This window comes from Paraburkholderia sp. EB58 (assembly GCF_050436665.1).
Lineage (GTDB): Bacteria > Pseudomonadota > Gammaproteobacteria > Burkholderiales > Burkholderiaceae > Paraburkholderia.
Window position 1 is genome coordinate 1 of sequence record NZ_JBNDMQ010000005.1, and the last position, 19,336, is coordinate 19,336.

Annotated in this window: 18 protein-coding genes; 14 read left to right on the forward strand and 4 right to left on the reverse strand. The window is 59.2% G+C overall.

Annotated elements, in window-relative coordinates; translation table 11 throughout:
- Positions 1-298: transposase (locus P3T40_RS08935; protein WP_429267334.1), on the forward strand; the 298-nt coding region annotated here is incomplete at its 5' end.
- On the opposite strand, the gene P3T40_RS08940 is transcribed toward P3T40_RS08935, so the two are convergent.
- Positions 242-829 carry a LysR family transcriptional regulator gene (locus P3T40_RS08940; protein ID WP_429267335.1) on the reverse strand — a complete coding sequence of 196 codons (588 nt, stop codon included), beginning with the start codon at positions 827-829 and terminating at the stop codon, positions 242-244. The two genes, P3T40_RS08935 and P3T40_RS08940, sit on opposite strands and share 57 nt — an antisense overlap.
- 342 nt (positions 830-1,171) lie before the next feature.
- On the opposite strand from P3T40_RS08940, the gene P3T40_RS08945 reads away from it, so the two are divergent.
- The 10 genes from P3T40_RS08945 to P3T40_RS08990 all read left to right on the forward strand — a co-directional run bounded on the left by P3T40_RS08945 (position 1,172) and on the right by P3T40_RS08990 (position 13,862).
- Entirely contained in the window at positions 1,172-2,278 is a 1,107-nt protein-coding gene (locus P3T40_RS08945; protein ID WP_429267336.1) for a maleylacetate reductase, read from the forward strand.
- A gap of 363 nt (positions 2,279-2,641) precedes the next feature.
- Positions 2,642-2,953 carry a YciI family protein gene (locus tag P3T40_RS08950; RefSeq protein ID WP_429267337.1) on the forward strand — a complete coding sequence of 104 codons (312 nt, stop codon included), beginning with the start codon at positions 2,642-2,644 and terminating at the stop codon, positions 2,951-2,953.
- A 171-nt stretch (positions 2,954-3,124) separates the two neighbouring features.
- On the forward strand, positions 3,125-3,997 hold the full coding sequence (locus tag P3T40_RS08955) for an intradiol ring-cleavage dioxygenase (RefSeq protein ID WP_429267338.1): 873 nt from the start codon (positions 3,125-3,127) through the stop codon (positions 3,995-3,997).
- A gap of 451 nt (positions 3,998-4,448) precedes the next feature.
- Entirely contained in the window at positions 4,449-6,257 is a 1,809-nt protein-coding gene (locus P3T40_RS08960) for a methyl-accepting chemotaxis protein (protein WP_429267627.1), read from the forward strand.
- 399 nt (positions 6,258-6,656) lie between these two features.
- Positions 6,657-7,862: an EAL and HDOD domain-containing protein gene (locus P3T40_RS08965; protein ID WP_429267339.1), complete on the forward strand. Its 1,206-nt coding sequence runs from the start codon at positions 6,657-6,659 to the stop codon at positions 7,860-7,862.
- A 381-nt stretch (positions 7,863-8,243) separates the two neighbouring features.
- Entirely contained in the window at positions 8,244-8,855 is a 612-nt protein-coding gene (locus tag P3T40_RS08970; RefSeq protein WP_429267340.1) for a cation:proton antiporter, read from the forward strand.
- A gap of 510 nt (positions 8,856-9,365) precedes the next feature.
- Positions 9,366-9,791 (forward strand): MarR family winged helix-turn-helix transcriptional regulator, encoded by a 426-nt coding sequence (locus P3T40_RS08975; RefSeq protein WP_429267341.1) that lies wholly within the window; start codon positions 9,366-9,368, stop codon positions 9,789-9,791.
- Between the two features lie 112 nt (positions 9,792-9,903).
- Positions 9,904-11,283 (forward strand): chloride channel protein, encoded by a 1,380-nt coding sequence (locus P3T40_RS08980; RefSeq protein ID WP_429267342.1) that lies wholly within the window; start codon positions 9,904-9,906, stop codon positions 11,281-11,283.
- Between the two features lie 364 nt (positions 11,284-11,647).
- Positions 11,648-13,624, forward strand: a complete 1,977-nt coding sequence (locus tag P3T40_RS08985; RefSeq protein ID WP_429267343.1) for a chloride channel protein — start codon at positions 11,648-11,650, stop codon at positions 13,622-13,624.
- Entirely contained in the window at positions 13,608-13,862 is a 255-nt protein-coding gene (locus P3T40_RS08990) for a hypothetical protein (protein WP_429267344.1), read from the forward strand. The genes P3T40_RS08985 and P3T40_RS08990 overlap by 17 nt, the downstream gene beginning before the upstream one ends.
- 187 nt (positions 13,863-14,049) lie before the next feature.
- Here P3T40_RS08990 and P3T40_RS08995 read toward each other — a convergent pair whose 3' ends face one another.
- Positions 14,050-14,433, reverse strand: coding sequence for a cupin domain-containing protein (locus tag P3T40_RS08995; protein ID WP_429267345.1), 384 nt, complete (start codon positions 14,431-14,433; stop codon positions 14,050-14,052).
- Positions 14,434-14,435: 2 nt separating this feature from the next.
- On the reverse strand, positions 14,436-15,029 hold the full coding sequence (locus tag P3T40_RS09000; RefSeq protein ID WP_429267346.1) for a LysE family translocator: 594 nt from the start codon (positions 15,027-15,029) through the stop codon (positions 14,436-14,438).
- A 101-nt stretch (positions 15,030-15,130) separates the two neighbouring features.
- Here P3T40_RS09000 and P3T40_RS09005 point away from each other — a divergent pair, with 101 nt between their 5' ends.
- The 3 genes from P3T40_RS09005 to P3T40_RS09015 are packed head-to-tail and all read left to right on the forward strand — an operon-like array spanning position 15,131 to position 16,508.
- A complete protein-coding gene (locus tag P3T40_RS09005) occupies positions 15,131-16,027 on the forward strand; it encodes a LysR substrate-binding domain-containing protein (protein WP_429267347.1) in 897 nt (298 codons plus the stop codon).
- 41 nt (positions 16,028-16,068) lie between these two features.
- Positions 16,069-16,374, forward strand: a complete 306-nt coding sequence (locus P3T40_RS09010) for a BlaI/MecI/CopY family transcriptional regulator (protein WP_429267628.1) — start codon at positions 16,069-16,071, stop codon at positions 16,372-16,374.
- Between the two features lie 5 nt (positions 16,375-16,379).
- Complete coding sequence (locus P3T40_RS09015; RefSeq protein ID WP_429267348.1) at positions 16,380-16,508, forward strand: hypothetical protein; 129 nt, start codon at positions 16,380-16,382, stop codon at positions 16,506-16,508.
- A 656-nt stretch (positions 16,509-17,164) separates the two neighbouring features.
- Here P3T40_RS09015 and P3T40_RS09020 read toward each other — a convergent pair.
- Entirely contained in the window at positions 17,165-18,844 is a 1,680-nt protein-coding gene (locus P3T40_RS09020) for an ABC-F family ATP-binding cassette domain-containing protein (protein WP_429267349.1), read from the reverse strand.
- Between the last annotated feature and the right edge of the window lie 492 nt (positions 18,845-19,336).

Below are 19,336 nucleotides of genomic sequence, written 5' to 3' on the forward strand. Positions count from 1 at the left end.
CATCTCGCCTGTCTGGGCCGGCAAATTCCTCGACCAGTGGTGTACTCAGGTGATGCGCTCACGCATCGAGCCGATGAAGAAGTTCGCGCTGACCGTGCGTGCCCACCGTGAGCTGATCCTCAACTACTTCCGTGCACGCAGACAGTTCTCCAGCGGTATCGTCGAGGGTTTGAACAACAAGGCCAAAGTGACCATGAGAAAAGCGTATGGATTCCGCACCTTCAGAGCGACAGAAATTGCGCTATATCATGCACTTGGCAAGCTCCCCGAGCCTACGTCCACCCACACTTTCTTCTGACGAACCATATTTTTCGGCATAGAGCCTCTGTTGGTATATGCCGCTTTCGTGCAGGGACGAGAAGGCGCCGACAGATAGATCGATTTCGCCGTTCCCAAGTCCTTCGACTACTTCCTTCTTACTTCCGGAAATCGCGTGCAACCGGGAATGCGGCGCCTTGGTTTTTAGTTCGTGTGCCAATACTGGAACCAACGCAGAAAGACCGAGATCGGAGGCGTGAATCGTAAATATGCGATCCGATGTAGCGGGGTCAAAGTGAGGCGCGGCGGAAATTCGCTCATAGTATGTATCAAGTATCTCGCCGATCGGGACTTTGAGCGCGACGGCACGCGGTGTCGCTTCCATGCCTTTTTGCGTACGAACAAACAAGGTGTCGCCCAGTTCGTGACGCAAGCGCTGCAACGATTTGCTGATGGCGGATTGCGTGATTCCCAGACTGTTCGCCGCGAGCGTAAGACTATGGAGCTTGCTTATTTCGTCGAAAACGACGAGGAGTCGCAGGTCGAGGTTCGGTAGCTTGTGGAAATCCATATATGAGCTTTGCAATAGATCATTGGCGTAGTCCGTTTAGGCTAGAACAAGTTGGACGTGCGTGCCATCGGGACTATCCTGATTTCGTATCGAAAAGTGGCGCTGGGACGCATACCGAAATGTCTGAACCGACGATAGCCGGGCGGCCAAATTCTGCTAACCACTAGCGTCCTCGTGGCACTCGCGAACGAATAAATTTGCTCTCCTTTCTGTATTCCAGATAGGCATGATGCCAATGACGAACAGGCGCTGTGCGTTGGGAACGCATTCAGGTAACGTGGGCGGTGGGTTGGCCTGCTGGTCAAACGAGTTTTCTCAACTGGATCAGATAGAGGATTTGCGATGCCGCACCGATCGTTTGTGTATTCTCCGCTGCCGGGCCGCGTGGTCTTCGGTGTCGGCAGTTTCGGAAAGCTCGCGGACGAATTTGATGAGTTGAAGGTTAGCCGAGCGCTTGTCGTATGCACGCCGGAACAGTCCCCGCTTGCTGACATGGTCGCCATCCGCCTCGGTGCCCAATGCGTCGGCATTTTCCCCAAAGCGGTGATGCATGTGCCAATCGAGATTGCTCGCCAGGCGCGCAGTTACGCGCGGCAGACTGGCGCTGACTGCGTCGTCGCGATCGGCGGCGGATCGACGATTGGTCTCGGCAAGGCTATTGCGTTGGAATCCAGCATTCCGATACTCGCAATACCCACCACTTATGCCGGCTCGGAGATGACGCCGATATACGGAATCACAGAGTCCGGCGAGAAGAAAACCGGCCGCGATCGGAGGGTTTTGCCACGAACGGTCATCTACGATCCATTGTTGACAAGGTCGCTTCCTGCCGCAATGAGCGCGACGAGTGGGATCAACGCGATCGCACATTGCGTTGAAGCACTCTACTCCGATAACGCAAACCCTATTACATCGATGATGGCTGAGGATGGTATCCGTAGCCTCGCTCAAGGTCTTCCGCGTGTGGTTGAGAATGGTGACAGTCTCGACGCGCGGGTCGACTGCCTATACGGAGCGTGGCTCTCGGGTTCAGTGCTTGCGGCCACGTCGGTGGCGATGCACCATAAGCTGTGTCACACGCTCGGTGGCATGCTTGACCTGCCGCATGCAGAGACGCATACAGTTGTCCTGCCGCATGCGACGGCATACAACGCTCCCGCAGCGCCGCTGGCGATGGCGCGGATTGCGCGTGCGCTGGACGCCGACGATGCTGCGCAAGGCTTGTACGATCTCGCGAAACGGCTCGGTGCGCCCACGTCACTTGAAGAGTTAGGCGTGCGGTCCGCAGACCTGGATCGGGTTGCTGACGAGGCACTGATTTCGCCCTATCCCAATCCACGGTCGTTGCAGCGCGATGCAATTCGCCAGCTGCTCGAAGACGCCTGGCAGGGGCGTCGTCCTGCTTCGACTGCCACATCGACGGTGAATGCACCGCCCGGTGCGGGATGACCATGGAGAGGTCTGGCAGGGAGACTCGTTGGGTGCGACAGCGAACGCCGAAGGATTGAAGGTTCTCAAGCGCTTGACTTCGTTGGACGCAACACAGCGATCGTGGGTCAAGCGCTGAATGGACTGGCAGTCGAGCACGCTTGGGCTCGCGAACACGCTGCTGTTCCAGAGTTTCGTACGGACGTCGATGGACGAGCGCGCGAAAACTGATTGACGGACATTGGATGCGCAACCCGGCGAATTTTGGTGTACTCGATCGGGCGCTCGGCCTGCAATTTAGCAGCGCGTCGTGCAGGTAGGCTGGCGATAAGTTTGAACGTTACTTTCACGTGTGACACGTTTTGATCGGAGAGGGGATGAAATATGCTGTTTCTTGTTTGCCGTAAAGATAAGCCCGGCGGTTTACCCGTTCGGCTTGCGAACTATCAGGCACATCTCGATTATCTGAAGTCGTATCCTGGGAAAATCCTTCTTGGCGGCCCGACGCTCGGTGCCGGTGCCGGTTCTGAAGACCAAGACATGACCGGCAGCTTCCTTATCGTTGAGGCAGATGGCTGGGAGCAAGTAGACGCGTTCGTCGCGAATGACCCGTTTACGAAAGCAGCCCTGTTCGCAACAACGCTTGTGGAGCGTTGGAAGCATGGCAAACACGATGACCCTGATCATGCGAAATAGCAGGCTAATAGCGAACTGACAACCTGACTGCAGCCGCCCCCTTCCGTATGGCCCGGGGTGATCTTGTACATCCGTCGACCAGGCTCGAACGATCCGTACGACGGGCATATTGTGAAGCGCACAACTTCGCTGGCCTTAGCGTTTCAGGATGAGAATTGACGGAGAATTACCATGATAAATTTGGACGAGTTCACGATTACCGAGGAGGCACTCCGCCGGGTCGGCCATACAGAAAACCCGCGTCTGCGCGAGATCATGATCAGTTTGATCGAGCATCTTCACGGCTTCGCACGCGAGGTGAAGTTAACCGAACAGGAGTGGCTGGAAGGGGTTACATTTCTAACGCGTACGGGCCAGATCAGTGATTCCGTGCGTCAGGAGATGATCCTGTTGTCGGATACGCTCGGCCTGTCGCAGTTGGTTGTGGCTCAAAGTCATAGCCGACCTGCCGAAGCGACCGAACAGACCGTTTTCGGCCCCTTCCATGTAGAAGGGGCGCCGAACCAGCCCACTCACGGCGCGGACATTGCTCGTGGAGCGTTAGGCGAGCCGCTTTGGGTTGCCGCGCGCGTCGTGGACGCCACTGGAAAGCCGGTCTCGGGCGCGGTGGTTGACGTCTGGCAAGCGGACGCATCAGGCTTCTACGACGTGCAGAACGTAAATTGGCAGATTGACGAGGCACGCTTGCGAGCTGTGTTCAAGACGGACGCCGATGGACGGTTCAGCTTCCGCTCGATTATGCCAGTCGGCTACCCTATTCCGAGCGATGGTCCTGTTGGGGAGATGATGCGAGCGACAAATCGGCACTCGATGCGTCCCGCGCACATTCATTTCATGATCAAGCAGGCAGGATTCGATGTCCTGGTGACACACGTCTTCGCGGAGGGCGACGAGTATCTCGATTCTGACGCGGTGTTTGGCGTGCGCAGTTCATGCATCGGTAACTATGTGCGCCATGAACCGGGAACGGCACCCGATGAGACTTGGGTTGTCAGCCCGTTTTATACGCTTGACTACACGTTCAAACTCGATCGTAACGATTAGTATATTGCCGGCGACCTTGCACTGGACCTTCGAGGTATCGCCTTCGTAAGCATTGGCGGTGTCCTATGGTTGCCTTGTCATCGAGGCAGTGACTTGGAACACTTGTAAGCGTCACGGCGGTCTTGTAATTACCATTCTTGCCGAAAAATCGAGTACGCGCGCGTTGACACTTTTATTTTGGTGACAGATTAAATACGGCTTTTGGTTGTCGGATGCGTTCGGGCTTCCCTACGCCGACGATCTGCCCGGGTTCGTAACGCCATCGCGTATCTTTGCCATCGGATTCCAGAGCCTGCGCATTCCGCAACGGGCGCCGCGTCGCAACGCGCCGCTATCAATTCTGCGTGAAATTTGCGGCGAAAAGGATCCTGGTCAGCGCTGTAAATGGAGCAGCGCGCAAACGTTTCGCAATCGGCTTCAGAAACCTCTTTTGGATAAATATAAAGTGACCATGCTTGGAACCTTGCGCGCTCGAATTACTGCAACGTGTGTCGTCATCGTCGTGGGCGCGCTCAGTTGTTCCGGATTTATTTCGTACACCATCAACTCACGGGTGGACGAATCCACGCTAAAGGAAAATCTGCGCACGATTACCAGTGGAAACGCGCAGGCTCTCGACGAGTGGGTTGCCTCACGTTCGATGGCCGTCGAAGCGTTTACGGCGGAGAACCTTGCAGAGCCCGTGCGCGCGCTGAAGCAACTTGAGGCTTCGGGTGGCTTCGTGCTGGCTTACGCGGGTTTGGCAGACAAGCATGCCGCCGTTTTCTCCCACGACGTCGGCTTCCCGCCTGACTATGATCCGACCAAGGGGTCCTGGTACCCCGAGGCGGTTGCTGCCGGCAAACTGCTCGTGCCGATGCCTTACACAGACGAAGTATCCAAGAAGTTGGTGCTGACCTTCGAACGTCCCGTTCTGGACGGCGGACAGGTCAAGGCAGTCGTCGCGGCGGATGTGAATCTCGACCGTGTCGACGCAATCGTCAGCGGCATCCACCCTTCGCCCGCTAGCTTTGCGTTCATCGTCGACGATCAAGGGACGATCATTTCCCATCCGGAAGCCAGGTTCGACCTGAAACCCGCGACCACACTCTCCGCCGGACTGACTCGGTCTGCGCTGGACAGCTTGTCGGTCAATGCGGAACCGTTCGAAGTACAGGTAGAGGGGCAGCCCAAACTCCTTCAGGCGGAGCCCATTGTTGGGACGAACTGGAAACTCGTCGTCGCTCTCGACAAGAACGATGCAATGGCTGCTCTGCATAACAGCGTGCGTGCAACGTTGGTAACAGCGCTTGTCATTGCCCTGATCGCTGGTGTGATCGGGAGCGTGGCAACCGCGTCGGCATTTCGCCGACTCTCGGAGGTCCACGCCGCTATGGACGATATCGGCTCAGGTGATGGTGACCTGACCAAGCGTCTGCCGGTCTACGGTGACGATGAGGTTGCGCAGATTGCAGTTTCGTTTAACACGTTTGTCGACAAGTTGTCACGCGTGCTGGGCGAAATCCGCTCTACGAGCGATTCAGTGAAGGTGGCTGCGGCGGAGATTTCCCACGGTAACCGTGACCTTTCCGCGCGCACCGAGCAGGCCGCGGCAAGCCTCGAGGAAACGGCGGGCACAATGGAAGAGTTGGCTGGAACGATGCGTAACTCTGCGGATGCGGCGACTCGGGCCGGCGAAATGGCTCAGCAGGCAACGAGCGTGGCCAAACAAGGCGGTACCGTGGTCGCTGACGTTGTCTCGACGATGGGGGGAATCGCTGCCGCATCGTCCCGCATCCAGGACATCATCGGCGTCATCGACGGCATCGCATTCCAGACGAACATCCTGGCACTGAATGCTGCAGTCGAAGCCGCCCGCGCGGGTGAGCAGGGCCGAGGCTTCGCGGTGGTCGCTGGGGAGGTGCGGTCACTCGCTCTACGCAGCGCTCAGGCAGCCAAGCAGATCAAGGATCTCATCGTCGACTCGGTGGGCCGCGTCGATGCTGGGACCCAACTGGTACAGCGGGCGGGCACGACAATGGCGGATATCGTGGCGAGCGTACAAAAAGTCACCGACCATCTCCGGGAGATTTCGGCGGCCGCGTCCGAGCAAAGCTCGGGCATCCTCCAGGTCAATCAGGCTGTCGCTCAGCTCGACAACGCGACCCAGCAGAACGCGGCATTAGTCGAACAGGCAACGGGGGCGTCGGATCTGCTGCACGAGCAGGCGAGCCGCCTTGCCGAAGTGGTGGGCCAGTTCCAGCTCGAACATCGCGTGTAAAACTGAGTCCGTATCGAACGGCTGAAGTTGGCCCATCGTAAACCCTATGCTGATAAATTTTCAGCTATACGACATGCATCATCGATAGTTAAATTTAGTTCCAGAACAACGTTTGCGCACGGTCGCGCACCATCAAGCCCTCGTCTAATGTTTCCGTAAATACGTCTGTCGACCGGGCGGGGAAGTTTCGAGCCCGACAGCGAAGAGATCATGGAACCAATGCACAGTATCGTGCGACACCCGGATACGCTCACCTAAGCAAGGTCAACGTCGCGGTCACGCAACTTGATCATCCGGCGCAACAAAATTCCATGCTGCGCAAGACCCGGCGGCTGCTACCGGAGAGACAAGAAAGCCTCATATTGAGAGCGACATTCCATACTTTTCGAAGCGTTTGCGATGACAGACTCCGTATTTTTGGCACGTCAACCGATTGTTGACCGATCCGGCGCTGTAGTTGCTCAGGAACTCCTGTTTCGGCACTCGGCACCGTGCAATTCCAATGTCGTCGACGGGTTTGCACGTACGGCCGCGGTGATCGAACGTACTTTTGGTGACCTTGGAGTTGACGCGGTCCTGGCAGATGCCGATGGTGCAATCAATTGCACGGGCGAATTTTTGAACTCTGATTTTCTGGCGATGCTTCCACCGGAGCGATTCATCCTCGAAGTCCTCGAAGATACAGAATTGACCCCCGAACTGGGAAGGCGATGCGCCGAACTCAGGCAGGCCGGATTTCGGATCGCACTTGACGACGTTCGTTCGATCACGCCCGCCCTGACCGGTTTTTTGCCCTATGTCGATATGGTGAAACTCGACTGGCCCTTCATTCGCGAAGGAGAGCTCGCCAATCTTGTCTCGTACTTCAAACAGCAAGAGAAACTGGTGCTCGCGGAAAAAATCGAAGAGCGAACCGAGCACGAAGTCGCACTGAAGCTCGGATGCGACTTGTTCCAAGGATATTTTTTCGCCCGCCCGCAACTGATCTCTGCAAAAAAAATGCCTCCGGCGTTCGCGGCGGTATTTCAAGTGCTCAACCTGCTTATCAACGAAGCTACCACGGATCAACTCGAAAGCAGCTTGAAATCGGCGCCATCGCTGGTCCTGCAGATACTACGTCTTGCCAATAGCAGCGGATACAATCGCTCGTCCATCCAGCCGATTACGTCGATCGGTCAGGCTGTTTCGCGCGTAGGAACCCAACAGCTTGTGCGCTGGTGCTGCATCCTGCTGTATGGAAGTGGCAGCGCCAGTCCTGAAAAGATCGATCCCCTCATGCAACTGGTCCAGCGACGGGCCGCATTCATGGAACGGGTGGGAAAGGCGCTCGGCATGGACACGGCATTTTGCCAGGCAGCCTATCTAACCGGACTGCTATCGCTCGCGCACATACCGAACGGACTTCCGCTGGATATGTTGGTATCCTCACTACCACTTAGCGAGGATATTCGACAGGGTATTACGAACCACACTGGGTCACTAGGAACTCTTCTTTCTATCGCCGAAAAACTGGAGCGAGGCGAAGCGTTGGATGTCCAGCCCGAGTACGAGATCTTTGGCGCGGAAGTCAATGCACAACTGATTCCGCTGTTCTGGCAAACATGATAATACTGATTTCCAGGCACCCATATCGGCCACACCCGTCATCCGGACCCGTCGGACGTCGGCCCCCGGTTTGACCGGCCGCTTTAAAGAAGGTCGACCGCCTCGAATCGGCCCACTGCCGTCATTCGATGGTTGCCCACGAACGTCTCAAATTCAACCTAAGGCCGCCATTCGCGAGAGCGTGACTGAACGTTAACGTGAACGGCCGCTATGTAGCACGTCGCTTGCCTCAACTCTACCCACAACTGCTCTTCAATTCACGGGAAAACCGACGCTCGGGAAATGCGCTTTTCGGCTAACGAAGAGCACTCGGTAGAATGGCGTCGGTACCGATCGCAACCAGAGCGGTTCCAGCCAAAACCTGAACCGGTGTAGTGTCCCATGACCTTGTTTCAAACCGTGACAGTCCTGATCGCGCTGACTGCGTTGGGCGGCTATCTGAACCACCGCGCTCTGCATCTGCCGCCCACGATCGGCCTCATGGCAATTGCGCTGGTGTCTTCTCTCGTGCTGGTTGTCCTGGGCGAGACTGGGGTTGTCGAAATCCATAGGTATGCCCGTTTCGTTCCAAGTATCGATTTCAGCGATCTGGTTTTTCACGGCTTTCTCGCTTTTCTGCTGTTTGCCGGGGCGTTGCACGTGAACCTGGGTGATCTGTATAAGGTCAAGTGGACCGTCACGATCCTTTCCACGCTCGGCACCGTTATATCCACGTTTGTCATAGGTGCCTTGTTCTGGTGCGCAGCTTATCTGCTGGGGTATGAACTGCGCTTCATCTTTGCATTGCTGTTCGGCGCACTGATCTCCCCGACCGACCCCATTGCCGTGCTTGGCATCATAAAGCGTCCGCGCCGCACGCAATTGTCTGAAACAGACCGACTCCTGGCGTGCTGCGCGTATCGATGGGTAGAGCAACGGCGAGCGTCACAACTAGTGTGTCCCGCGATCCCGCGACGTGCGGCGCAACCTGTCCAGGCCCATCAACATTGCTAACGAAATCCCGCCGAACGCAAGAATCGCGCCGATGTAGAGCAGGTCCATGGCGTGTCTCCTAATGTTGTTTTGTACGTTTCATGCTGGCTACAAATTCGTAAATGATGTGTTAAAAGATTGAGGATTTCTATAAACAAAGAGCAAAAGTGGGTCTATGTCCGCGCTCACTTCGGCGTGTCTGTCGGCGCCGCAGAACCGTTCGGTCCTAATTCCCTCTGCGTGACTGAAGTTGTTGACCTCTGACTTACGCGATCGGCAGCACGCGACCGGTTTCAGCTAGCGACCTGAAATCATTAACTGTGTACTAAGGCGCGCCCATCGGTGTTTCAACTTGTTATTTCCGATTTGCTTACCCCTTCACTGGCCCACTCTAAAATCCCCATAGAGCAGCGAATCATCCCAGTTGCGTCGGCGCCTTGACTGTACGCATTGCTTGCTGATGCGGCGACTGGCAATAGAGAGGTACAACCCATGCAATATTACAAACCCGTTCAAGGACCAGGAGATCGGATGAGTTCACGCAAAGGCGGATCGCCGGAATCACTGAGCAAGGAAGATCTGGAAGCGATGTCCGAATTCCGTTACAGGCTGCGGCGCTTCCTGCGATTTTCCGAAGAGGTCACTCATGCTGCAGGGATCACGCCTTTGCAGTATCAACTCATGCTCCAGATCAGAGGTTTTCCCGGCAGATCGTGGGCAACGGTGGGCGAACTGGCCGAACGGCTGCAGGCAGCGCCTAATGGCACAGCTGCCCTGGTGTCGCGTTGCGAATCCGCTGGGCTGGTGATTCGCAAACCTGGAGAAGAGGACCGACGCCAGGTGCGGGTCCATCTCACGACAAAGGGTGAACGATGCCTGCTGAAACTGGCGGCGCTGCACAAACCCGAGATCCAGTCGTTTGGCTGGACGTTCGTCAACGCGAGTGCACCGCCATGAATATCGCTTTTGCCCAGACCTGCGTCAGTCGCCTGGTCGTGCGCGGTCCACGCCCGAATATGGCACATTGTGCCATATCTACTATACTGGAGCGTTTCCAGCGGGCGGCGGCATGCATATTCCAGAACTTATCGACAAACGTGCGCTACAACGTGGCCGGCGACTATGGTTGCACTACGGTGTGTTCTGGCTGGGCGCAATCGCAACCGGGCTGATCGCCGTCTTCTATGCGAAGCTGATCGACATCGGGTACGACACCTTCCTGCGCTATGTGGCGCGGTACTGGTGGCTGCCGCTTCTCGTCACCCCGGCAATCGGCGCTCTGGGTGTGTGGCTTACCAGACGCTACTTTCCCGGTTCCGAAGGCAGCGGCATCCCTCAGGTCATTGCCACACTCCATGACAGCGGCGATCTTGCGCCACGTCTGCTGAGTATCCGGATACTGATCGGCAAGATCGTGGTGTCGTTCCTCTCGATACTCGGCGGATTCACGATCGGCCGCGAGGGGCCGACGATCCACGTGGGCGCCGCACTCATGTTCAACCTGCGACGCTTTTACCCACAGCGATTCCGGGCTATCCGGGGCATCGAACTGGAACGGCGGCTAGCCCTCGCCGGTGCCGCGGCGGGTCTGTCGGCGGCATTCAACGCGCCGCTCGCCGGTGTCGTGTTCGCGATCGAAGAGTTGACCCGCAGCTTCGAGCAGCGCACGAGCGGCGTGCTGATTACTGCGATCATCTTTGCCGGTGTCGTTTCGCTGGGCTTGCAGGGCAACTATACGTATTTCGGAACGATCGACGTCGGCAGCCACTTTCCGGATCTGCTGGCGGTAGCGGTGGTGTTGATCGGCGCCGTGTCGGGCGTTGCCGGTGGTGTGTTCTGCTGGCTGCTGCTGAACACTCACCGCTGGATGCCCTCGTCGGTGCGCGCCTGGCGCAGTAACCGGCCGGTGGCATTTGGCGCCGCCTGTGGCCTGGTGATCGCGGTGATCGGTGTGGCGTCGGGCGGCCACACATTCGGTAGCGGCTACGCCGAAGCGCGTGCGATGCTGGAAGGACGCGCGCAACTCGGCGCTGCGTACCCGGTGCTCAAGATGGCCTCGATGGTTGGATCGTATCTTCCGGGAGCACCGGGTGGACTGTTTGCGCCCTCGCTCGCCATCGGCGCCGGTATTGGCAACGCGTTGCACCTGCTGTTTGGCCAGATGCAGTTACCGATGCTGATCGCGCTTGGCATGGTGGGCTACCTGGCAGCGGTTACGCAAAGCCCCATTACCGCTTTCGTGATCGTGATCGAGATGATCAACGGCCACGCGCTTGTTATCTCGCTGATGGCCACTGCATTGATAGCCAGCCAGGTGTCGAAACTGTTTGCGCCTGCACTTTACGAGGCGTTGTCGGAGCGCTACAGCAGGCCCCATGTGGCGCCGGAAGTCGTGTCACCCGCCCCGACCGGGGAGAGTTCATCCGGGAGGCTGCCCGGGCAGTTCTGACCAACCGGGGTTGTTTGTGCTGTGGTTCAGAGTCTGATGCTGTTGTGCGCGTCCGCATAGGCGCGCCGGGAACGACAGATCGAGGTGGAAAACGAGCGGAAACGCTGGATATCGCTGCGTCAGCGTATCCGCGTAACGCTCGCCAGCGCCGCCCGCTAGCAGGTATCGGCCAGGCGGGTCGATCGGGCGGACATGCCACGCGGGTACGCAATCAGGAAAAGGTGAGACACGCGGCGCGAGACACCGGATGACAGGCCGTAGCATTTTCTGGATCGCAGTGACTGGGCACGACGCCAGGAACGGCCGACCAGAGACGCATGACATCAGCAGGTTTACCATGTAGTCCTTCTGGGGACGACAAGCCATGACGGGCGAACCGCACCGGCCTGACCAGGCCGCAGGTAGCGATGCACACCACGTGAAAGTCGCGCCGGTACAGCCGCGCGCGGTTGCCCATGTTGACGACGATTCCGTCATGCCGGTTGCCCTTTACTGGCTATGTTTCCTCGCGTTCGTTGTCGGTATCGTGACTGGCCTGGGCGCGGTGGTGTTCCGGGGACTGATTGGACTGGTGCACAACGCTTTCTTCCTCGGGCATCTTTCATTTGCATACGACGCCAGCCGCTTCACGCCCGCTGCGCCGTGGGGCATGTTTGTCATTCTCGTGCCTGTCGTGGGCGGACTCGCGGTCACCTGGATCGTGAGCACGTTTGCACCGGAAGCCAAGGGACACGGCGTGCCGGAGGTGATGGACGCGATTTACTACAAACGCGGCGTGATCCGCCCGGTGGTGGCCGTTGTGAAATCGATCGCATCGGCACTGGCGATCGGTTCCGGCGCCGCCGTGGGGCGCGAGGGGCCGATCATCCAGATCGGCTCAGCGCTCGGTTCGACGCTCGGTCAGCTGGTGACAATGACGGCCGGCCAGCGTATCACGCTGGTCGCCGCGGGAGCCGGTGCCGGCATTGCCGCGACCTTCAATACGCCGATCGGCGGCGTGCTGTTCGCCACCGAACTGATGATGCCGGAAATCAGCGTCAACACCTTTTTGCCGGTGGCGATTGCTACAGGCACGGCGACCTTTCTGGGCCGGCTGTTCTTCGGTGCCGCGCCAGCATTCTTTGTCCCCGCGCAGCTGGGTGCCATTCCGAACCAGCCGGGCAGTGCCCTGACGCTGATTCTCTATGCGTTACTCGGCGCCGTGACGGGAGCGGCCGCCGCACTGCTGATCCGTGCGCTGCATTGGGCTGAAGATGGATTCGACCGGATACCGGGACGTTACGGGCGTCACGCCTTCGGGATGCTGATTGTCGGCGTGACGATGTATCTGCTATGGCGCTATGCGGGCCACTACTACGTCGAAGGCGTCGGTTACGCGACCATTCAGGCCACGCTGTACGGACAGCTACAGGGTGGCGCCTTCCTGCTGTTGCTGGCGCTGTGCAAGATGCTGGCGACATCGGTCAGCCTGGGTTCGGGTTCGTCGGGTGGCGTCTTTTCCCCGTCGCTTTTTATCGGTGCGACGCTCGGGGCGTCATTTGCGTCCGCGGTTGCCATGGTGTTGCCTGGGGCGCCCGTAAGCGCGCCGGCCTTTGCGATGGTGGGCATGGGTGCAATGGTGGGCGGCGGCACCGGTGCCGCGATGACCGCCGTCGCGATGATCTTCGAGATGACACGGGACTACGACATCGTGCTGCCCATGATCATCGCAGTAGCCTTCAGCCTGGGCGCACGCCGGCTACTGTCGCCCGAAAGCATCTACACACTCAAGCTTGTACGGCGCGGACACCCGATTCCCAACGCCCTTCATGCCAACATGTTCCTTGTACAGAGCGCAGCCCAGGTCATGGAAACTGATGTCTTCGTGCTCGACGAGCACGTGCCATTTCGCGACGTGCTTGCCCGTACGGAAGGCGCCGCTTTCCGGCATGTCGTGGTCACCAGGGCGCATGAGATTCACGGGGTTCTGCGCATCAACACCGGGCTGCGCCGCGCCGTGAGTCAGGGCGCTCCGGATATCATGCTCGGCACACTCGCACAGCGCAATTTCATCGTCGTCGAGGCAAACGACGTCGCGTTCGGGGTCATTACCCGGCTGTGGAAGCAGCACGCCGCGATGGCGGTCGTGGTGGGGCGACAGGAAGGACGCGGCCCCGTTCGCGTGCTCGGGGTGATTGCCAAGGAGCACATTGCGGATGCTGTTGCGAGCAGCATCAGGATATTTCCGGGGCAAGCCGAAAGTCGACCCGGTCGAGGCGCCGTGCGGTCGTTTAACAGGAAAGGAAAAAAGGAAAAGGACGACGGCGACGCCAAAGGAGCTGGCAATGAAACTGACACATGACCTGGACGGCCTTCGCAGGCGTATCGGCAGGGCACTTCATCTCGACTACCTGAAACAGGTTTCAGGAAGACTGGGAGCCGGAAAGCCGGAAACGGTGCCTGAATGGGTGATCGTTTACCGGACGGCGCATGGCTTCTGCTGCATCTACCATGGCGAACCCGTCGAAATCCACGAAATGATCGACGTCCAGATATGGGCCGAGGAGATGGACGTCCAGACCTGGTTCATCGGTCTTTGACCGCGGGTTATGTTCCCCGTCCGGCTACGCATCACCAGACTCGCCTGCAACAGGCGGCGTTCACGAACAGGGCTCGCCGCACTAGCGGTAGACTAGATCATCCGCTCCGGCCTGTGCACGATGTCCGCCAATATCCCAAGTCGGCCTGCAAGCGGCCTGTCAAAGCTGAAACATAAACTCAGCGTGATTAACGCAACTGCTCCTCGATCGTCCTCGTCAGCGGCGACTCGACGTCGCCGGTGTGCTTCGTCTGCACGGGCTCAATCAGCACAATCCAGCATTCCTGGTCGGCGACCGGATTGTGCGGCGTGCCGCGCGGCACCACGTGCATCGAACCGGCGGGCAGATCGACAACGCGGCCGCCTTCGTATTCGATCCTGAGGTGCCCACGCACGACGAAGAACAGTTCGTCCTCCTGCGCATGGTCGTGCCAGACGAGCTGGCCGCGTACTTTCGCGACCTTCACGTATTGATCGTTGACCCTCGCGACGATTTTTGGCGACCAGTATTCCGACACGCTGCCGAACGCGGCTTCGAGGTTGAACGATTCGGCAAACGGATGAACAGACATGGCTATCTCCAGGTGGGGATGACGGATGCGGCGAGCAGTGCGCCCATCGCAAAGTTGAGAATGCGCCAGTGATGCGGCGTTCGAAACAGCCGTGCAAGCAGTGCACCGAGCGCGCACCACAGCGCTAGCGACCCGCACGCGGCGAGGCCGAACGCCGCGCCGAGCAGCATCGCGAGCCGGGTGGGACTGTCCGCAAGCAGTGCGAAGGACGCCGCCGCGCCGACCGTCATCGCCCAGCTTTTCGGATTGAGCCACAGCAGCAGGATACCGTTGACCAGCGTGACCGGCCGCACGGGGCCGTGGCCCGCGTTCGGCGGGCCGCTTCGCGCGATGCGCCACGCGAGCCACAGCAGATACGCGGAACCGAGCGCTTTCACAGCAGTTTGCAACGCAGGCATCGCCAGCAACAGACTGGCAAGCCCGAGCGCGGCAACGGCGGCTAGCAACGCGAGACCGGTCGCGATACCGAGCATCAGCGGAATCGAGCGCGCAAAGCCAAAGCGGGCACCCGACGCAGTGGCGAGCGTGGTTGCGCCGCCGGGCGTCACGGTCGCAACGGCGACGAACAGAAAAAGCGGAAGGATGGAGGAAGTCATGGGCGGACATCCGGGTGATCGTGACTTGCACTGTACGGATTGCCGACGCATTATTAAAGCGAATATTCTTGATGCTATACATTACGCAACATAATGCATAAATGACCCGAAACCTCGATCTCGATCTGATCCGTACCTTCGTTACCGTCGCCGATAGCGGCAGCATGACGGTCGCCGCGAATCTGCTGCACATGACGCAAGGTGCCGTCAGCCAGCAGGTGAAACGCCTCGAAGACCTGCTGGACTGCCTCCTGTTCGTGCGCAAAACGCGCAAGTTGGAACTGTCACGCCGGGGCGAGCAGTTTCTCGTCAAGGCGCGCCAGTTGTTGCGGCTGAACGACGAGATTTGGGCCGACATGACCGGCCAGTCACTGCGCGGCAGCCTGCGCGTCGGCGTGCCCTACGATCTCGTGACGCCGCTCGCGCCCGCGATGAAAGCGTTCACCGAAACGCATCCACACGTGGAGATCTCGCTCGTGTGTGCGGCGTCGCCGGAACTGGGCGAAGCGGTGAATAGCGGGCGCGTGGACGTGTCGCTGGTTGAGTACGTCGCGAGCGAAGCCGAGGGCGAAGTGGTTCGTATTGAGCCGCTGGTGTGGGTGAAGGGTCGCGGTAGCGACGTTTGGCAGAAGCGGCCGTTGCCGCTGTCGATGGTGGACGAACGCTGCGCGTTTCGTCCTGTCGTGCTCGGCGCGCTCGCGGACGAAGACATTGCCTGGCGCACCGTGTTCGAGAGCGGCAACATTGAGGCGACTGCGGCAACTGTGCGGGCCGGCCTTGCGATCACCACCTGGCTCGCCTCGACGGTGCCGGCAGACCTGGAAACGCTCGCGCCCCATGCGGCCGGCTTGCCCGCGCTGCCGCCATTCGCCATCTGCCTGCGATTGCCCGCGACGGTCCAGCCGGCGGCGCTGGAGTTCGCGCGCTGCGTGCGCGAATCGATGTCGAACGACGCCGTCCCCCTCGGCGGTTCACGAAAATCGCTTATGTACGGATGAACCTAGCCCGATGACGATCGACCGGGATCGACCCAGTATAGATAGTCCGTCCCGCACCCTCACTCACAACTGAGGGACCGCGCTCCCACAGTACGGTTCTGACGATCCTTCGTACGCTGGAAAGCAAAGGCTATGTAACTCACGTGGAAGAAGGTCGTGGGCATCGCTATGCAGCCGCCGTTCAGCAGCAAGCGGCACGAAAAAGTGCCTTGCGGCACCTCACGAGCAAGCTATTCGCAGGATCGACAGAGCTGCTATTTGCGCAGTTGGTGGCCGACAAAAATCTCACGCCGAAAGAAATACGTCGTATGCGTGAGCTACTGAAAGAGAGACCTGACGAGGAGTAATCGCGATGCTGACGTGGATGATTTATGCGGTGTCGGTATCGGCGGTTCTATCTGCGGCCGCGCTCATTGCCGAACACTCCGCACGGCAACGGGGATCGTTGTCGTTGACGATCAAGGACATGTTACCGCCTTGATTCATCATCGGAACGGTCACGACTCCACCTTTCCAAGAATAGACTCCGCCGAGGCTGAGAAAATAGAAGCAACTCTCGCTGAGAGGATCAAAAAACAGATTGCCATGCCGGGGAGCGAAGCGGCATTGCGCCGGAACATCGACGGCTTGCGGTTGGGATACCCGATATATTCGGAAATGTCTTCTGACTTACAGGACGCTACGCGCGAGCAACTGCCCAGACTCACAGAAGACATGAATCGATGGGGGCCTGTTGAAAGTGTCCGGTTTTTGGGTATTGGTAGCCAAGGTTGGGACATATATCAGGTTACACGTGCTTCCGGATCTACCATCTGGCGTATTCACCTCGTAAACAACGGCATTATCGATGGCACTGCTAGTGCAAGGGGGCCCGTAAATGACTCAGTTTGGCCGCCAGCCATCCAACGTGAGCGCTGACGGCCAATTCGGCGTGGACGCGATCGCATCACGAGGATTGGCTCGCTGCGCGTCGCCGCCCTGAGCGCACAAAGTCCACTGTCTTTGCAAGCAACAAGACAAAGCGCAACTGGCCGATATCTTGCATTGGGCCGCGCTTGTCCGCACGACTGCTGAAGTCCTTGGCGAACGTCCGCGCTTCGCCCCCCATGCAACGCCCGCCGCCCGCCTGAGGGTATCTCAGGCGATGACCTTCTGCTCTGCGGCAGCCTGCTCGCGCATGCGACGGGCTTCGTCGCGCAGGAACTGCTGGTAATCGTCGAGATCGCCGTCGAAGGGCTCGACGCCGCCCTTGGTGACCAGCCAGAACTCATCACATACCGCGCGCAGCAGGGAACGGTCGTGACTGACCAGCATCACCGTGCCTTCGAATTCGTTGAGCGCCATGCCTAGCGCTTCGCGTGTGGCCAGGTCGAGGTGGTTAGTAGGCTCGTCGAGCAGCAGCAGATTGGGGCGCTGCCACACGATCATGCACAACACGAGCCGCGCCTTTTCGCCGCCGCTCATCGTGTTGACCGCCTGATGGACCATGTCGCCACTGAAGTTGAAGGTGCCGAGGAAGGTGCGAAGCGATTGTTCGGTGCCACTCTGGCCGGGTGCGCGCATGTGCGGCGGCGTGTCCTTGGCAAGGCGAATCATGTGTTCCATCGGCGTGTCGAGCGGACGCAGCACGTCGAGTTCCTGCTGTGCGAAGTAGCCGATGTTCAGGCCTTTGCCTTCGCTGATTTCGCCAGCAATCGGCGCCAGTGCGTGCGCCACCGTCTTCACCAGCGTGGACTTGCCCTGGCCATTGGCACCGAGGATGCCGATGCGCTGCCCGGCCAGCACGGATCGGTTGATGCCCCGCACGATGACCGTGGGCGGCGTGCCCGGCAGTGCGTCGGTCGGCGCCGGGTAGCCGAAGCTCGCGTCCAGCATCGACAACAGCGGGTTCGGGACGTTGAGCGCCTCCTTGAACTCGAAGGTGAACTCTGCGTCGGCAAGCACGGGTGCGATCTTCTCCATGCGTTCGAGCGCCTTGACCCGGCTTTGCGCTTGCTTCGCCTTCGAGGCCTTGGCCTTGAAACGGTCGATGAATTTCTGCAGGTGGGCGATCTTGTCCGCCTGCCTGGCCATCGCGGCCTGCTGCAACACGAGCTGCTCAGCGCGCATCTCTTCGAACTTGCTGTAGTTGCCGCCATAACGCACCAGCTTGGCGTTGTCGACGTGCACCGTCACCTGCGTCACCGCGTCGAGGAATTCGCGATCGTGGCTGATCACTACCAGGGTTCCTTGATAACGCTTGAGCCAAGCTTCCAGCCAGACCAGTGCGTCGAGGTCGAGGTGATTGGTCGGCTCGTCGAGCAGCAGCAGGTCGGACGGGCACATGAGCGCGCGCGCCAGCTGCAGTCGCATGCGCCAGCCGCCGGAGAAACTGTTGACCGGCTGGCTAAGCTGCGCATCACTGAAGCCAAGGCCCAGGATCAGCGCTTGGGCACGTGCGGGGGCATCGTGCGCACCGGCGTCGTGCAGGTCCATGTAGGCGTGCGCCATGCGCATACCATCGTCACTGGCCTCAGCGGCGGCTACTTCGGCCTGCGCGGCCAGCAGCACGGTGTCACCCTCCACTACGAAGTCGGTCGCGCTCTGCTCGGTCTCCGGCATCTCCTGCGCGACCTGGCCCATCTTCCACGCAGCGGGAATCGAGAACTCGCCGCTATCTTCGTGCAGCGTGCCGTTGAGAAGGCCGAAGAAGGACGACTTGCCGGCGCCATTGCGGCCGACAAGACCAATCTTTTCGCCGGGGGTGAAGGTGATGGACGCGCTGTCGAGTACGACATTAACGCCGCGACGCAGCGTGAGATTACGGACGGAAATCATAAGGGGCTACTTCGGAGAGGATTGGCATGATAGCCGACCGGACGTCCAGGGCGGTCTCTTTTCTGGCCGCACGAGTGAAGGGCCGCTTGCGCTTTGCGGCGCCCACCGGCCACAAAGCGAGGCGGGCACTGGCGCACCGGGCGTACCGGCTGCGAGGCCAGCGAACATAGCGGTGAATGACGGCTCGTGGCCGGCCTCTGCCTAAGGACTGTCGGCGGCAAACGATCCAAAGTGGATGCCAGTGGAAGCCAACAGGTAAGTTTAACCGCTGAGCTTCGGCTATGAGACGTGAACGACCAAGGCTCGTACCTAGCCCGGCATGTCGGCAAGGGAGAGGCGAAAGTTGCCCTGATTGAGGAAGTTGACGGCCTGCATCATTACCCCTCTTCTAATGCATCAACGTCAAGGAGGAGTTTTGATGCCGTAATGAGTCGAGGACATCTGGCCGAATGCTGTCCCGGGTACGGGGTATGAGCGCTCTCAAGCCAAAGT

What these genes read in the sequence shown, in the direction of transcription:
- P3T40_RS09000 (WP_429267346.1), bottom strand. Translation starts at nt 15,029, where the DNA reads ATGACTTCCTCCATCCTTCCGCTTTTTCTGTTCGTCGCCGTTGCGACC.
- P3T40_RS09005 (WP_429267347.1), top strand. Translation starts at nt 15,131, where the DNA reads ATGACCCGAAACCTCGATCTCGATCTGATCCGTACCTTCGTTACCGTC.
- P3T40_RS08940 (WP_429267335.1), bottom strand. Translation starts at nt 829, where the DNA reads ATGGATTTCCACAAGCTACCGAACCTCGACCTGCGACTCCTCGTCGTT.
- P3T40_RS09015 (WP_429267348.1), top strand. Translation starts at nt 16,380, where the DNA reads ATGCTGACGTGGATGATTTATGCGGTGTCGGTATCGGCGGTTCTATCT.
- P3T40_RS08995 (WP_429267345.1), bottom strand. Translation starts at nt 14,433, where the DNA reads ATGTCTGTTCATCCGTTTGCCGAATCGTTCAACCTCGAAGCCGCGTTC.
- P3T40_RS08970 (WP_429267340.1), top strand. Translation starts at nt 8,244, where the DNA reads ATGACCTTGTTTCAAACCGTGACAGTCCTGATCGCGCTGACTGCGTTG.
- P3T40_RS08945 (WP_429267336.1), top strand. Translation starts at nt 1,172, where the DNA reads ATGCCGCACCGATCGTTTGTGTATTCTCCGCTGCCGGGCCGCGTGGTC.
- P3T40_RS08985 (WP_429267343.1), top strand. Translation starts at nt 11,648, where the DNA reads ATGACGGGCGAACCGCACCGGCCTGACCAGGCCGCAGGTAGCGATGCA.
- P3T40_RS08975 (WP_429267341.1), top strand. Translation starts at nt 9,366, where the DNA reads ATGAGTTCACGCAAAGGCGGATCGCCGGAATCACTGAGCAAGGAAGAT.
- P3T40_RS08990 (WP_429267344.1), top strand. Translation starts at nt 13,608, where the DNA reads ATGAAACTGACACATGACCTGGACGGCCTTCGCAGGCGTATCGGCAGG.
- P3T40_RS08980 (WP_429267342.1), top strand. Translation starts at nt 9,904, where the DNA reads ATGCATATTCCAGAACTTATCGACAAACGTGCGCTACAACGTGGCCGG.
- P3T40_RS08950 (WP_429267337.1), top strand. Translation starts at nt 2,642, where the DNA reads ATGCTGTTTCTTGTTTGCCGTAAAGATAAGCCCGGCGGTTTACCCGTT.
- P3T40_RS09020 (WP_429267349.1), bottom strand. Translation starts at nt 18,844, where the DNA reads ATGATTTCCGTCCGTAATCTCACGCTGCGTCGCGGCGTTAATGTCGTA.
- P3T40_RS08965 (WP_429267339.1), top strand. Translation starts at nt 6,657, where the DNA reads ATGACAGACTCCGTATTTTTGGCACGTCAACCGATTGTTGACCGATCC.
- P3T40_RS08960 (WP_429267627.1), top strand. Translation starts at nt 4,449, where the DNA reads ATGCTTGGAACCTTGCGCGCTCGAATTACTGCAACGTGTGTCGTCATC.
- P3T40_RS08955 (WP_429267338.1), top strand. Translation starts at nt 3,125, where the DNA reads ATGATAAATTTGGACGAGTTCACGATTACCGAGGAGGCACTCCGCCGG.